A 12,599-nucleotide genomic window follows, 5' to 3' on the forward strand; every position below is an offset into this window, starting at 1 on the left:
GGAATAAGGTTTTGAGCTTTATACGAACGGCTGCCGAGAAACAATTCTGACATAAGTCTACCATCTGATTAGCTGGATGTCATTGCGGCGTGATCCAACGCAACTTCCGCTTGGTGTCGGTAGCAGCGGTTAGCTCGTTGTGTGGAAACGAAGCTTCAGCCGCATGCCCGCTCCCCTTATCTGGTAGCCGCAGCCGAACACCCGAAGGTGGACGCGCGTTTGGGACATGCTCAGCGGGAGGGCTCTGCAGCGATATCGCTCCAGCCCGGCAGGGGAAAGGCTCGATCGTAGGCCAGATTGAAGAGGAAGGCGTAGGCCACGTAGAAGGCCGCAATCGCGATATCCATGACGAAGGCCTGGACGAGGGCAATGCCGAGATACCAGGCGATGGGCGGCAGCAGGAACACGAGCAGCCCCGCTTCGAAGAGCACGGCGTGACCGACCCGTAGGACAAGGCTCTTGCGCGTGTGCCCGACCAGCCGCTGCATCGCTCGATCGAAGCCGAGATTGTAGGCGTAGTTCCACGCCGTGGCGACCAGGGCGCTGCCGAAGCCGATCACGCCCATGGCGGAGGCGTGCAGGCCGAACAGTATTGTCCCGAGCGGAATGATGAGCGCGAGCCCGACTACCTCGAACAGGATGGCGTGGCGGATACGGTCGCGTGTGCTGCGCATGGTTTTGCCTGGAAAGGGCCTCTGGTCCGCCGCCTTCTATCTGTGATAATCCAGCCAACAAGTTAGAAGGTATCTGGAAATCAGATAGGTGGCAGTCTCTCTCGATCAGCTTCAGGCCTTCGTGGCGGCGGCCGAGGCCGGTTCATTTTCCGGGGCCGCCCGTGTGCTGTGCAAGGCGCAGTCGGCTGTCAGCACGCAGGTGGCGAACCTTGAGGCGGATCTAGGCCTAACCCTGTTCAGCCGGGCGGGTAGGAACCCAGTGCTCACCTCGGCGGGGGAACGGCTGCTGCTGGAGGCGCGGGTCGTGCTCGAACGGCGGGAGCACTTGATCGGCGTGGCGAGCAGCCTGGAACAGCGGGTGGAGAACCGGCTGGTGGTCGCCATCGACGAACTCTATCCCGAGCATGCCCTCGGCGCTCTGTTCGCCGACTTCGCCGGGCGCTTCCCCTTCGTGGAGCTGGAGCTGCTCTTCCCGCTGATGGAGGATGTCAGCCGCATGGTGCAGTCCGGAGCCGCCGACCTCGGCGTGATGTGGCGTCAGGAGGTGCTGCCCACGGAGCTTGGCTTCCAGACCATCGGCTGGGTGCCCCTCAAACTCGTCTGCGGTCGCGACCATCCGCTGGCGAAGGCGCGGGTGGAGTGGGAGGAACTGAAGCGCCACCGCCAAATCCTCGTCGCCGCGCGCGGCGACGGACCGGAGAAGCGCCGTCTGCGAGTGGCCGCCGAGGTTTGGTGGGTGGAGAGCCACTGGGTCATTCTGGAAATGGTGAAGCACGGGATCGGCTGGGCCTTCGTCACCGATCACGTCATCGCCGCGTCCCTCACCGCGCCATACCTCGTCACGCCGGACCTGCAGTTCGACAAGGGTGACTGGCCCATCGCCCTGGAACTGGTCTGGCACAAGCAGCGCCCCTGCGGCCCCGCCGCGGCATGGCTTCGCGAGCGCTTCGCGGCGGAACGGGTCGGCAGTTTGTCAGGCGGCAGCCGGACAGGCTGAGGGACGAGCGTTGCGGGACGGCCGACGAATGGCCGCTTTCGGGAAGCGCTGACGGCGGTCCCGATGACCGGGTTGGGTCGGACGCAGGAGGGCTGCATTTTAAGCTTGGCAGCTGCGTGGCACACATCCCGAACGTCTAATCGGTAATGCGCAGGCTACGTTCGCAGCACCCTTTCTCTCTCTGCCGGCATCGGCCGGTTGGGAGATGAGAAATGGGACATTCAGAGCACGACCCAGCCTTCAAGAACCGCCGACCATGGAACGCAGGACGGAAGCTCGGCGCCAAACGCGCGCTCAAACCACAACAGGTTTGGGCCATCCGTTTCTGGCTCGACGGAGAGCGGCGTGTACGCGACCGGGCCATGTTCGACCTTGCCATCGACAGCAAGTTGCGCGGTTGTGACATCGTCAAATTGAAGATCGGTGAGCTTGTCAGCGGCGGGCATGTACGGGCGCGCGTCATCGTCGTTCAGCGAAAGACTGGGTCGCCCGTGCAATTCGAACTGCTTGAACCAGCACGTACCAGCATTCTGACTTGGCTGGGGTGCCGAGGGGGCGGGCTTAACGATTACGCCTTTCCCAGCCGGATCGACCACGAGGCGCACATAAGCACCCGGCAGTACGCCCGCCTGGTAGATGAATGGGTGACGGGCATAGGGCTACGGCGCGAGGACTACGGCACACATTCTCTACGCCGTACAAAGGCGGCATTGATCTATAAGCGAACCGGCAACTTACGCGCTGTGCAGATTCTGCTCGGGCATACGAAAATCGAGAGCACGGTACGATACCTCGGCGTGGACGTTGAAGACGCGCTCGCTCTGGCAGAAGCGACCGAAATCTGAAAGCCGGCCTCCTCGGCGGCAACGTTGAGGGGGCCATTCAGACGTTACAACCGCAGCGCGTCCAATGTCGTCGTCAAACCAGCACTTGACTGTCTTGGATATAGACGTTCTTGGACCGACCCAGCCTTTCTGCACCGGGTGGATTGCGGTCTGTCCGCTAATTAGCGGCAGATCGACAAAGCGGTCATCCAGCATTGCCGAACTGCCCCGGGATGAAGAACCCCGGCGGAGACCAGCCAGGCCCACGTAATTATGAGGAAAGGCATCACCGAGGAGGGTTCGGACCATCTCCTCGGCTACAATCCCGGCTTAGTCGATGCAACAAGGTCCACGTCGCCCTCCGCAATCTCTTGCGTCGTCGTTCCATGGCCAGGCGCTTCAACTTCGAGGACCAGAATGCGCAGCACAGCCTCCACGAGAAAGCTCGGCATGTCTCACCGTTCGGCCTATGCGCTGGCCCTCCTGTGGGGGATCTCGGCCACCCCCGTGGTGGCGGTCACGCCGGTGACACCGGTGGGCGTCGAGAGCTGCGACGCCTTCCTGGAGGCTTATGCCCAGTGCGCCGCCAGCCCCGGCGTACCGGAAGCCGCTCGCCCCGGCATCCGCCAGGGCATCAACACGATGCGCGAGAGCTTCCGCGACTCGGTCCTGCGCAACGAGGCGGCGCGTCCGACCGTGGCCTATCAGTGCGCCCAGGCCCATGAGGCCGTGCGCAAAAGCTTGGTCGACGCATTCAAATGCGATTTTCCAGCCGCACCCGCGGCCTCCCAGGCCCTGTTGCAGAGCCCGCCGCCACCGCCGGGCTCGGCTCGGGCGACCGCCCGCCCGGCGCCGGCGCAGACGCCCGAGGCTCAGGCGCTGGCAAAGGCCAATGCCTACACCGAGGCCCAGAACCACTTGGTCCGGTCTCATCCCCTGGAGCAGCAGTTGGCTGACTACCAGCGCGACAACGAGCGGGTGCTCAAGCTCGGAACGAAGCTCGGCGCCAACGCCTGGTACCACTTCGGCATCGTGGATTTCGACGGGGTCATCGACGAGTTGGAGAAGGCCGTTGCCTTGCCGAGCGTCGTGCCAGAGGTGGATGCTCAGGCCGCCCGGCTGCTGGCCGCCCTGCGCGAGGTCAATCCCATCCTGAAGGCGCTCACGCGCTATCAGACCACGCGCGAGTTCAAGGAGGATGGCTTCAAGTTCGCCCGCGAGCAGCACGCGATCCTCGTCCCCCGCGTCGAGGCGGCCGCCAAGGCGATGGACGCGTATGGCACGGCCCTGTTCGAGCGCGAGATCGCCCGGGATGAGCGCCGTCTGGCGGCCCTGCCGGAGGATGCGCCGGCACGGCGCCTCCTCTCCACCAGCCTCACCCTGCGCCGCGCGGTCCGGCGGTTCGAGGCACTGGGACCGAAGGCGGATGTCGCTCCCTTCCTGGCCGCACTCGGCGAGGTCTCGAACGCCAACCGCCACCTCGGCACGGTCCTCGACGGCATGAGCCCGAAGGCGAACTCATCCTGCAACGGCTACACCGACACGGTCGCAAGCGTAATTGGGCATGGCCGGGACGTCGCCCGGGACATTCGCGCCAAGAGTGATCCGAGCCAACCGGCGCAACGCTTCAACGAGACCTACAACCGCTCGGTACGCGATCTAGAATCTTGCCATAGGAATGAGAGTCGGGTGCGTCCAGGCTGAGGTCAGCTGAAGATCGCTAAAGACAGGACTGATGTCTCCTTCAACGTAAATGCTCGTCCTTACGCCTCCGCAAGTCTGCGGGGAGACGAGCAGGCCGATGTCAAGGAGCGTGCGTTCCACGGGTAGCATCGGCGTCTCTTAATGAGGACGGACGGAGAGCGGTCGCTGAACCTTTGCGCGGGATCGCGATCGCGTCGTCCGCTCCTCATCGGGGCCAGTCGAAGTAGCGCCTTGCGGCGCCTCGGCCTTCCGCCAACGGCCTCGTCAGCCGGCCGCGCCGGTCGATCAACCCCCATCGGCCCCCGACCATGGCGGATGGCTGGCGCCCATCCGAGCGGCAGCCCTGGCAAACCAGGGCCTCGCCGCGGGCGTTGAACGGGAACGACCAGTCGAAATCCGTGGCCAGCACCCGGCGCAGGCGCCGGTCGTGGAACGCGACCTTGCCGGCGTGACGAGCGCGCACCAACCCCTGCGCGAAGGGATCCGGCCCGTTGTCGAGGGGGAACACCGGCAGCGCCAGCCCGTCGCGGCGCGCCCAGAGCGCGCCGATTCCATCGACGACGATCTCTGTCACCCCACCCCGGAACGGCATGCGCGCGAGGCGGGCGGGGTCGATGCGGACGAAGTCCCCCGCGCGGCGGGCGCAGTGCTCCGTGCGGGCGAAATCCGCGTGGACGTCACGGCAGGCCAGCGGGTAGGCGCCCCCGTCGCGCGCCTGCACGGCCTGCGGCGCGAGGCCGGCCGCAAGCTCCAGGAGGGCGAGCGCACCGAGCGCTCTTCCCCGTGCCCTCGGGCTCACCTGAGGCCCCAGCGCCCGAGCGGGCCGGGCGCGCCCGTGGCGTCGTCCACGAACACGCGCCAGCCGCTGCCGTAGGCGACATCGCAGACATCCCAGACGAGGCCGGTGCCCGTCCGGGTCGGCACGGCCGTGCCGGTGGTGGCTGTGCCTGTTCCCGCCGCGGCGCACGCTGCGATCGCCGCCGCCTGCTCGGGCGTGAGGCGGCCCGTTGCGGGGGCAGGCCTGGCGGATCGGGAGAACAGGCGGTCCAGGATCGCCAGCATGGTTCGGGCTCCTCGCATCGGCGAACGAGCATGGGCGTCCGGCCCCGGGATGTCACCCGCCCCGGTGCCGGTTGCGGGGCGGCCGCCCGTCAGCCACACCTCCCGGACCGTATCAGGCGGGAAGAACCGCACGTGAGGAACCTGGATGTCCCTGAAGCTCGACCACTCCTCCGTGGAGGAACTCGACTTGGCCCTGCGCCTGTATCGGCGCCTGCTGGTCCGCCTGCTCCTGATCCTCGTCCTGGGCTTTGCCGGGGTGATCGGCTTGGCCAAGCTCAGCACGATCCTGTCGCCGCCCTACGGCGTCTACTTCCTCGGGCAGGGCCTGGTGACCTGGGGGCTGCTCGGCCTCCTCGCCCTGCTCTTCGCGGAATTCTGGTGGGAGGGCCGCCAGATCGGCAAGGCCCTGAACCATCCGGGCCTGCTGGATTCCCCCATCGCCGGGCTGCTGAGCGGCCTCGCCGTGATCGGTGAGCGCGCCGCCGCCATCGGGATGGAGCCCAGCTTCTTCCACGGCCCCCTGCGGCCGATCCGCCGGCGCTGACGGGTCCGTGGCGCTCAGCGCGCCGGCCCCTCGCGGGCGACCAGACTGTCGCGGTGGACCGCGAGGCTCGCTCCGGCGCTCGCGAGGGTGACGGCGAAGCCTAGGGCGGGCAGCGTCCCGTCCTCCGCCCGCCACAGGGCCGCCGCGAGGCCCGCGCCGGCGCCGAGGCAGGCCAGGGCCAGGGCGGCCCGCCAGCACCGCACCGCACGCGGCTCGAACCGCACCAGGCCTTTCGCCCACCAGACCAGGGGCAGCATCGACAGCCAATAGAGGGGTTGGGCCCGGACGGCGCCGTGAGGTCTGGGCATGAGGCAGCCGATGACCGAGACGGTGGCGGCGAGGCCCGCCACAAGGGCGAGCCCGGCCGCCACGTTCGAGGGACGGTCCTTGCGCAGGCGCTGCCAGTAGGCCGGGTCGCGGCGGATCAGGGAACTCCCTCCCGGGCCGGCGCCGACTGCTTCCAGGCCGCGAGGCGGGCCAGGACGTAGGCCGGCACGCGGTCGGCCACGGCCAGATTCTCCGGGCGCAGGGAGAAATCGTAGGTGAGGCCGTCGTGGTGGACGAGGTAGGTGCAGGTGGAGACCTCGCGCTTGTCCGAAGTGTCCGAGGCGAGGCAGCCGGGCGGGGCCTGGTCGGCCGGCCGCGCCGCGTGCCGGGACGGGAGGCGGTAGAAGCGCCGGTGGTCGACGCCCTCGGAATGGACGAGGCGCTCGCCGCCGGACGGGTCGGGCCGCCACGGCGCGCCCTCGGCGAGCCGCGCATCGAAAATGCCCCATTGCCGGGCGTGGAGGGGTGCGAAGCGGCGCCCGTCCGGGTCGCCGACGACGTGGACCACGAGGTCGGCGGCGAACGGGCCAGCATGGCCGTGGCTGAGGGGGCTGTAGCCGGGGAGGCCCGCCGCGACCTCGGCGGCGGGCAGCATCAGCCAGAGCGAATCCGCCGGTTCCCGGCCGAGCCCCGGGAGCGCGTCGAGCCAGGGCAGGCGGAAATTTCGGGAAAACTCGTAGGTGTGCGGCACGGCGAACGCGGTCCCGGCGAGGCGGTACCGCGTGGTGCCGAACCGGCCCTCCGCCGCGAAGGCCGCGAGCACGAGGGGCAGGCCGAGGAGCGCGACGAGGCGCGCGACGCGACGCAAGGGACGCATGGGGGACGTTCCTATTCCGTGAGTCCGCCTATTCCGTGGGTCCGCCTATTCCGTGGGCCCGGCGCGGAGCCCGGCCGCTTCCGCCGCGAGGTTGGCGCGGGCGGCCGCCTCCAAGCGGTCGTGGAAGAGGTCGGTCTGGTAGAGGCGCGGCCGGGCGAGGAAACGGTCGAGGACCTGGGCGCGCCCGAGCCGCCACGCCGCCTCGGGAACGGCGGCGTATTCCCGGCGGATCGCCGCCGCGTAGGCCGCGTAGACGGCGCGCGGCGCACCGAGTACGGCGAGATCGAGGTCGAGGAGGAGGCGGGTCGCCGAGTCCGCGCTCGGGCCGTGCGCGGCCGTCGCGTGGATCATCGCGATCGCGGCCCGGACGCGCGCATCCCCGGCGGCCGCCCCCGCCTCGGCACGCAGCAGGTCGGCGCTGCGGGCCTCGTTGTCGGCGCGGGCGGTGTCGTAGACGGCGTCGTGGAAGGCGATGGCGAGATCGATGGCGTCGCCGTCGACGCCCGCGAAATCGGGATGTGCTTGCACGGAATCGTGCCCCGCGAGCAGCGCCGCGACGTGGGGCCAGCCGTGATAGTGCCGGTCCGCCGCGCCGTAGCCCGCGTCGAGGGCCCGCCACGCCGCCGCGCCGGGCGTGCCGACGGTCCGCGCCCACAGGGCGTCGAACCGCGCGCGAAGGGACGCGTCCCTGGCGTCCATCGCACCGGCCTCAGTTCACGCGGTGGCAGGTCGAGGTGGTCTCGGCAGCCCCGCGCATCCCGCCCGCCGGCCGCACCTCGCAGACCACGTACTTGCCGCCCCGCTCGAGGGTGAAGCTCGGACCGGAAGCGGAGACGATGCGGTGGCCGCCGTTGAGGAGCACGCTCATGGGCTCCTCAACCGGCACCCAGGTCGTGGCCGGGCGCGGCGGCACGGCGGGGGCCTGGGCGACGGCCGGGCCGGCCACGAGGATCAGCGGGAGGAGGGTGTGGGACAGCGTTCGGCGCATGGGACATCCTGTGGTCGGGAGCGGGCCTTCGGCCCGTTCGGGCGGCGAGGGGTCAGGGCGTCACCACGGCGAGGTCGGCCGCCGGCAGCCAGCCGATGACCGGGGCCTTCTCACCCCGGTAGCGCACGCGCACCCAGGCGTCCCGCCGCTCCAGCACCGCGACGGGATCGAGCCGGACGAGGTAGGGCGCCCGGGCCGGAGCCGGGCCGGGTTCCGGCCGGAAGGCCGTGCGCTCGGCCGTCACGAGGCCGACGCCGATCCATCCGTCCGGGGCCGACGCCGCACGCCGCGAGAGCGCGTAGGGGGTCCCCACCATGGTGCCCGTGGTCATCGAACAACCGCCGTGATCCTCCGCGAGGGTCAGGGCGGCGCCGTCCGGGGTGAAGGCGAGGTCCCCCGGGATGCGCTCCGGCTCGTCGGGAAACCACGTCTCGACCTTGGCCCGGTCGCCCGCGAGGGTCCCGCGCAGGAGGAAGACGCAGGCGAATTGCGGGCTCCCGGCATCGGCCGCCCCCCGCTGCTCGGCGAAGACCCCCGTCACCGCATCGCCGGAGACCGCCAGGGTCAGGCTGTCGTAGGTGTCGGACCGGGCGGCCGGCTCGGCCGCCGCCGCGCCGCAGGCGGCGAGCAGGGCGGCGAGGCCCAGGGCGGTGCCACGCACCGTCAGAGGCCCTTCTCCAGCAGCTTCACCACGGCCTCGACCCGATCCTTCGAGTCGGCGACGTTGGTGAACGGCCGCCAGTTCACGTCGAGGACCCCGCCGTCGAACGTGAGGCGCTTGGCGTAGTTCGAGGCGGGCGCGGTGTTCTCGTCGAAGCGGACGCGGATGGTCTTGAGCTTCGCGGCCAGGGCGTCGCGGCCCATCTTGTCCTTGGCCACCTCCTTCAGCCCGGCGGCGAGGGGCTCGAAGATCGTCTTCTCGAAATAGTCCGGGTCGGAATAGTACTTGGCGTCGCCCGGGAGCGTGAGGTCGTCCCACGCCACCTCCACCGGCACGGCGAAGCCCGCCGCCTCCTGGATCGCCTTTTCCTGCGCGGGGTAGCGGTCTTGGCGGTAGGCCGCGATCGCCCGGCGCTCGGCGAGGCCGATGGTCGGCTCGGCCATGGCCGATGGGGCGGACAGGACCGACAGGGCGAGCACGGCGACGAAGGCGTGACGGCGAGAGATCATACGGCAATTCCTCGGTAGGACGGCCCCGGATGCGGGCTTGGCGTGACGGTTCGATGACGGGGCGGGCACGCTGTCAAAGTGCGACCCGCCCTCACGGGGAGATCGCCTTCACGGTGTCGGGGCGCAGCGCACCGGGCCGCCGGCCTCGACGGTGGGCGTGGCGGTCCCCGTGAGGCGTACGGGAAACGAGACGATGCTGGGCGTGTCCTTCGGGGCCTTTCCGGCCCGATAGCTCCCGGCGCAGGCCTTCACGGGCGCCGGCAGGGCCGCGACGGCGGGTGGAAGCGGCCCGTCGCGGGCGATCCGCGCCCAGCACCCGGCGCCGTGCTTCGGGATCGAGCAGGCCCCCTGCACGCCGCGCTGAAAACCGAGCCGCAGGGTCCCGTCCACGACCGCGAAGGTGTCGATGCCGGCCTCGGCGGTCGTGTCCCGGATCAGGGTGCGGCCCGTGCCCGCGTCGAGCACCGCGAACGGGACGGTGCCGTTGGTGCTCGCCTGCTCGAAGACGAGGAACCCGCCCGTGCGGCCGAGGAAGCGCTGGCCGGCGGTCGCCAGGATGCGCGCACCCGGCCCCGGCGCGGCGGCGCAGGCGGGGGCGGCGCCGTTCGCGAGGGGCACGAGGGTCGCGTCCTCGGGGTCCGGCGTGTCGGTGTCGCTCTCGCGCACCATGAGATCGCGATAGGTGGTGCAGGTGATCTGCTTGCCCTCCCCCGACATCTTGCCCTCTCCAGACGTCGCGGTCGCGGTCTCGGTCTTCGCGGGCGGCTCGAACCGCGCCGCCTCCCATCCCGCCGCCACTGACGGGGCGGGGAGGCACGCTGCGAGGAGCGCGAAGCGGGCGGCGGGGAGAAGGCTGCGTCTCATGCGGGTTCCCTGTATACGGCGCGGGAGCCCCGAGGAAAGGCAGGATGGAGTGCCATGCGGACCGTTCTCGCCAAGGTCGCCAAGGGTTCTGCCGGGCCGCTCGCAACGCTTCTCGCCGCGCCGCTCCTCGGGCCGCTCGCCGTCCGGGCCGAGCCCGCTCTGCCGGGCGACGTGACGGCGTACGTGACGCGGCTGCGAGACTGCAACCATTGGGGCGGGGAGGAGGCCACGGACGCGGCGCGCGGCCGGGCCATCGCGGCGGCCGTGAAGCGCCTGCGCTGCGACGCCGCCGAGGCGGACGAGCGGACCCTGCGACGGCGCCACCGGGGCGACCCCGCCGTCCTGAAGGCCCTCGACGGCGCGCGCGATGCGGATGGTTGAGCGAGGCCCGACGCCGGCGATCCGGTCCGCCGCCGCGTCCTGCGCCTGCTGCACGTTCCGCTCCTCGGGCTGCTGCTGGCACTCGGCCTCGCCCCGGTCTTCCTGCTGTTTCCCCTCCTGCCCGCGGAGTCCGGAACCGATCCGACCCTGCGGCCCGTCGAACTCTGGCTCGGCACGGCCCTCGTCGGCGGCCTCGTCGGCACCGTGGAGGGCGCGGCGCGGCCCCTCTACCCCGCAGCCGGCCTCATCCTCGCCGTCGGCCTGCTCTCGATCCCGGTCCTGCGCGTCTTCCTCTGGACCGACCTTCCGGTCCCGCACGGGCTCGCGCGCTGGCTCGGCCTCAACGGGGAAGCCGCCCTCGACGCCCACCTGTACGAGATCTGGCTCGCTGCGTGGCTTTCGGCTTGGGTTTTGGCTTGGGTTTTGGCTTGGCTCGGCCTCGCACTCCTGGGCCGGCACCTCCCGGCGCGACGCGCCCGCGTCGGCCGGGCCGCCGTTCGATGACGGCGCCGGTCGGGGATTCTCTGCGGGGATTCTGGTCCGGGATTCTCAGCGATGATCGTCCCGCCATGATTGCCCCTCGGTCCGACGGGAGGCGAAGGGCGGCCCTCGTCGTCGGCGGCTGCGGTGTCGTCGTGTTCGGCTGGGCCCTCGTCGCCTACGCGCCGGCCCCGGGGATCGCAGCGGCCGTTGTCGCGGTGCCGGCGTTCGCCCGCGCGGCGAAGCGCCGGGTAGCGGTCTTCCTCGCCCTGGCGGCCGTCGGCGGCGGCATGACCTGGGCGGCGTTCGGAACGACGACGGGCTACTTCGTCCTGAACCGATCGCGGCTCGACGCCGTGGTGGCCGAGATCGCGGCCATGCCCACCCTGGTGTCCTTCGAACGCGGGCGGGACGATCCCCCGGCGGCGGAGCGAATGGCGTGGTGGGAGAGCACCCGCCTCGTCAACGGCCGGCGCGTCACCCCGTACCGTCCGCAAGGCGCACGCGACACGGACAGCCTGCGGGAGATCGACGTCCTGCGGGACCTCGGGGTTCCCTACGCCCGCTATCGCGCCCTCTGCGACGCCCTCGAACGCCTCGGGCTCGCGGGGTTCATCCGCGGTCCCGGCGGCGAGATCGGCCTGGACGAACCGATCCCGGGGGGCACGCCCTGGGGCACGTCGTTCGTGTACCGGCCCGACGATGCGTTTCCGGCCGGCTCCGGGGCCGAGAGCGACCGCCGCCTCGCGCCGAACTGGTTCTTCGTGACGCGGGGCTGAGATTCACCGGACGACGCCGCCGGATTCCTGGAAGCCGGATTCCTGGAAGGAAGGGCGGGCGCGCGGAGCCTCCGCCGTGGTGATGGTGCCGGTCCCGAGCAGGGCGGCGAACACGAGCATCGGCACGGCCCAGACCTGCATCGGCAGACCCCAGAAGGCGTGGTCGCGCCCGGCCGGCCCGAAGGTGGTGCCATGGTTCCAGCGCCATCCGAAACTAAGGACGGCGAGCGCCGCGAGACTCATGGTCAGGCAGACCGCCCGGTCCACCTCCGGCCCGTCGACCTGCCGCAGGACGATCAGGGGCAGGAACATCGCCGCCGCCGCCAGGAGGACGACCCAGTAGCCCCGCCCGGTCCAGAACACGATCATGCGGCGCCCCCCTCGCGTGGTGTGTGGAGCGATCCGTCCCGCCGAAGCCGCGATCGCATCAGCCCATGGCCCCCGCGCCGGCCCGCCGGTTGCGCACCATCGCGGCGAGGGCCGCGACGATGATGGCCGCCAGCGCTCCCGCAATGACCAGAAGCGTGACGGTGCGGTTCCACAGGCGGTCGAGGGCGAGATCGGTGGTGACGAGGTCGGGCCGGGCCGGATCGGCCATCACCCGGACGCTGTAATCGCCCGCATGCACGCCCGTGAACACGGTGTTGATCCGGCGCACCACCGGGCCCGACGGGGTGGGCAGGGTGAGGGTCATGTCGCAGAGGTGGAGCACGATCTTGGTGCTGCACTTGCCCTCGCTCACCCGCGCGGCGGCGACGGGACGCGCCGTGTCGCGGATCTGCCAATCCGTCACCACCGGCGGGGCCGTGTAGACGGCGCAGGCGACGAGGAGGGCGCCCAGCGCCACGAGGCCGAACAGGGTCCAGAAGATGTTGCCCCAGCCCTGGCGGGGCGGCGGCAGGCGCAAGGATTCGGTACGCGAGGGCTCGGGGCGGTTGGCGGCGGTGTTCATGGTCGGAACCTCACGGGATTACGGGGGTCTGGGAGG

Annotated in this window: 19 protein-coding genes; 7 read left to right on the forward strand and 12 right to left on the reverse strand. The window is 70.5% G+C overall.

Features of this window, described 5'->3' with window-relative positions; translation table 11 throughout:
• Nucleotides 1-230 precede the first annotated feature (230 nt).
• On the reverse strand, nt 231-674 hold the full coding sequence (locus FV218_RS12910; RefSeq protein WP_147710025.1) for a PACE efflux transporter: 444 nt from the start codon (nt 672-674) through the stop codon (nt 231-233).
• An 88-nt stretch (nt 675-762) separates the two neighbouring features.
• Here FV218_RS12910 and FV218_RS12915 point away from each other — a divergent pair, with 88 nt between their 5' ends.
• The 3 genes from FV218_RS12915 (at nt 763) to FV218_RS12925 (ending at nt 4,199) form a co-directional block, all read left to right on the forward strand.
• The gene (locus tag FV218_RS12915; RefSeq protein ID WP_147710026.1) at nt 763-1,671 is read left to right on the forward strand and encodes a LysR family transcriptional regulator; all 909 of its coding nucleotides are present in this window, start codon (nt 763-765) and stop codon (nt 1,669-1,671) included.
• A gap of 212 nt (nt 1,672-1,883) precedes the next feature.
• Nucleotides 1,884-2,516: a tyrosine-type recombinase/integrase gene (locus FV218_RS12920; RefSeq protein WP_147710027.1), complete on the forward strand. Its 633-nt coding sequence runs from the start codon at nt 1,884-1,886 to the stop codon at nt 2,514-2,516.
• Nucleotides 2,517-2,945: 429 nt separating this feature from the next.
• Nucleotides 2,946-4,199: a DUF3829 domain-containing protein gene (locus FV218_RS12925; protein ID WP_147710028.1), complete on the forward strand. Its 1,254-nt coding sequence runs from the start codon at nt 2,946-2,948 to the stop codon at nt 4,197-4,199.
• Nucleotides 4,200-4,404: 205 nt separating this feature from the next.
• Here the strand turns inward: FV218_RS12925 and FV218_RS12930 are convergent, their stop codons facing one another.
• Both FV218_RS12930 and FV218_RS12935 read right to left on the reverse strand, forming a co-directional pair.
• Entirely contained in the window at nt 4,405-4,998 is a 594-nt protein-coding gene (locus tag FV218_RS12930) for a hypothetical protein (RefSeq protein WP_147710029.1), read from the reverse strand.
• Nucleotides 4,995-5,261, reverse strand: a complete 267-nt coding sequence (locus FV218_RS12935) for a hypothetical protein (RefSeq protein ID WP_147710030.1) — start codon at nt 5,259-5,261, stop codon at nt 4,995-4,997. Before FV218_RS12935 ends, FV218_RS12930 begins: the two co-directional genes overlap by 4 nt.
• A gap of 145 nt (nt 5,262-5,406) precedes the next feature.
• Here FV218_RS12935 and FV218_RS12940 point away from each other — a divergent pair, with 145 nt between their 5' ends.
• Nucleotides 5,407-5,805 (forward strand): ABC transporter ATP-binding protein, encoded by a 399-nt coding sequence (locus FV218_RS12940; RefSeq protein WP_147710031.1) that lies wholly within the window; start codon nt 5,407-5,409, stop codon nt 5,803-5,805.
• A 14-nt stretch (nt 5,806-5,819) separates the two neighbouring features.
• Here the strand turns inward: FV218_RS12940 and FV218_RS12945 are convergent, their stop codons facing one another.
• The 7 genes from FV218_RS12945 to FV218_RS12970 all read right to left on the reverse strand — a co-directional run bounded on the left by FV218_RS12945 (nt 5,820) and on the right by FV218_RS12970 (nt 9,971).
• Entirely contained in the window at nt 5,820-6,176 is a 357-nt protein-coding gene (locus FV218_RS12945) for a hypothetical protein (RefSeq protein WP_246685104.1), read from the reverse strand.
• A 53-nt stretch (nt 6,177-6,229) separates the two neighbouring features.
• Nucleotides 6,230-6,949: a hypothetical protein gene (locus FV218_RS22780; RefSeq protein ID WP_187273048.1), complete on the reverse strand. Its 720-nt coding sequence runs from the start codon at nt 6,947-6,949 to the stop codon at nt 6,230-6,232.
• Nucleotides 6,950-6,994: 45 nt separating this feature from the next.
• A complete protein-coding gene (locus tag FV218_RS12950) occupies nt 6,995-7,648 on the reverse strand; it encodes a hypothetical protein (protein WP_147710032.1) in 654 nt (217 codons plus the stop codon).
• Nucleotides 7,649-7,658: 10 nt separating this feature from the next.
• Nucleotides 7,659-7,937, reverse strand: coding sequence for a hypothetical protein (locus FV218_RS12955; protein ID WP_147710033.1), 279 nt, complete (start codon nt 7,935-7,937; stop codon nt 7,659-7,661).
• 52 nt (nt 7,938-7,989) lie between these two features.
• Nucleotides 7,990-8,598 carry a hypothetical protein gene (locus FV218_RS22785; protein WP_187273049.1) on the reverse strand — a complete coding sequence of 203 codons (609 nt, stop codon included), beginning with the start codon at nt 8,596-8,598 and terminating at the stop codon, nt 7,990-7,992.
• A 2-nt stretch (nt 8,599-8,600) separates the two neighbouring features.
• Nucleotides 8,601-9,107, reverse strand: a complete 507-nt coding sequence (locus FV218_RS12965; protein ID WP_147710034.1) for a hypothetical protein — start codon at nt 9,105-9,107, stop codon at nt 8,601-8,603.
• 108 nt (nt 9,108-9,215) lie between these two features.
• Complete coding sequence (locus FV218_RS12970) at nt 9,216-9,971, reverse strand: hypothetical protein (protein WP_246685105.1); 756 nt, start codon at nt 9,969-9,971, stop codon at nt 9,216-9,218.
• A gap of 54 nt (nt 9,972-10,025) precedes the next feature.
• Between FV218_RS12970 and FV218_RS12975 the strand changes: the two genes are divergently transcribed.
• From FV218_RS12975 to FV218_RS12985, 3 genes are all read left to right on the forward strand, one after another.
• Nucleotides 10,026-10,352 carry a hypothetical protein gene (locus FV218_RS12975; RefSeq protein WP_147710035.1) on the forward strand — a complete coding sequence of 109 codons (327 nt, stop codon included), beginning with the start codon at nt 10,026-10,028 and terminating at the stop codon, nt 10,350-10,352.
• A gap of 204 nt (nt 10,353-10,556) precedes the next feature.
• Nucleotides 10,557-10,856: a hypothetical protein gene (locus FV218_RS12980; RefSeq protein WP_147710036.1), complete on the forward strand. Its 300-nt coding sequence runs from the start codon at nt 10,557-10,559 to the stop codon at nt 10,854-10,856.
• Between the two features lie 65 nt (nt 10,857-10,921).
• Nucleotides 10,922-11,611, forward strand: a complete 690-nt coding sequence (locus FV218_RS12985) for a hypothetical protein (RefSeq protein WP_147710037.1) — start codon at nt 10,922-10,924, stop codon at nt 11,609-11,611.
• 3 nt (nt 11,612-11,614) lie between these two features.
• Here FV218_RS12985 and FV218_RS12990 read toward each other — a convergent pair whose 3' ends face one another.
• Nucleotides 11,615-11,980, reverse strand: a complete 366-nt coding sequence (locus FV218_RS12990; protein WP_147710038.1) for a hypothetical protein — start codon at nt 11,978-11,980, stop codon at nt 11,615-11,617.
• 58 nt (nt 11,981-12,038) lie between these two features.
• Nucleotides 12,039-12,563 (reverse strand): hypothetical protein, encoded by a 525-nt coding sequence (locus FV218_RS12995; RefSeq protein ID WP_147710039.1) that lies wholly within the window; start codon nt 12,561-12,563, stop codon nt 12,039-12,041.
• Between the last annotated feature and the right edge of the window lie 36 nt (nt 12,564-12,599).

The organism is Methylobacterium sp. WL69, from assembly GCF_008039485.1.
Taxonomy (GTDB): domain Bacteria; phylum Pseudomonadota; class Alphaproteobacteria; order Rhizobiales; family Beijerinckiaceae; genus Methylobacterium.

Coding starts and splice junctions, on each gene's coding strand:
- FV218_RS12910 (WP_147710025.1), bottom strand. CDS start 674: ATGCGCAGCACACGCGACCGTATCCGCCACGCCATCCTGTTCGAGGTA.
- FV218_RS12920 (WP_147710027.1), top strand. CDS start 1,884: ATGGGACATTCAGAGCACGACCCAGCCTTCAAGAACCGCCGACCATGG.
- FV218_RS12925 (WP_147710028.1), top strand. CDS start 2,946: ATGTCTCACCGTTCGGCCTATGCGCTGGCCCTCCTGTGGGGGATCTCG.
- FV218_RS12935 (WP_147710030.1), bottom strand. CDS start 5,261: ATGCTGGCGATCCTGGACCGCCTGTTCTCCCGATCCGCCAGGCCTGCC.
- FV218_RS12940 (WP_147710031.1), top strand. CDS start 5,407: ATGTCCCTGAAGCTCGACCACTCCTCCGTGGAGGAACTCGACTTGGCC.
- FV218_RS22780 (WP_187273048.1), bottom strand. CDS start 6,949: ATGCGTCCCTTGCGTCGCGTCGCGCGCCTCGTCGCGCTCCTCGGCCTG.
- FV218_RS12950 (WP_147710032.1), bottom strand. CDS start 7,648: ATGGACGCCAGGGACGCGTCCCTTCGCGCGCGGTTCGACGCCCTGTGG.
- FV218_RS12955 (WP_147710033.1), bottom strand. CDS start 7,937: ATGCGCCGAACGCTGTCCCACACCCTCCTCCCGCTGATCCTCGTGGCC.
- FV218_RS12965 (WP_147710034.1), bottom strand. CDS start 9,107: ATGATCTCTCGCCGTCACGCCTTCGTCGCCGTGCTCGCCCTGTCGGTC.
- FV218_RS12970 (WP_246685105.1), bottom strand. CDS start 9,971: ATGAGACGCAGCCTTCTCCCCGCCGCCCGCTTCGCGCTCCTCGCAGCG.
- FV218_RS12975 (WP_147710035.1), top strand. CDS start 10,026: ATGCGGACCGTTCTCGCCAAGGTCGCCAAGGGTTCTGCCGGGCCGCTC.
- FV218_RS12985 (WP_147710037.1), top strand. CDS start 10,922: ATGATTGCCCCTCGGTCCGACGGGAGGCGAAGGGCGGCCCTCGTCGTC.
- FV218_RS12990 (WP_147710038.1), bottom strand. CDS start 11,980: ATGATCGTGTTCTGGACCGGGCGGGGCTACTGGGTCGTCCTCCTGGCG.
- FV218_RS12995 (WP_147710039.1), bottom strand. CDS start 12,563: ATGAACACCGCCGCCAACCGCCCCGAGCCCTCGCGTACCGAATCCTTG.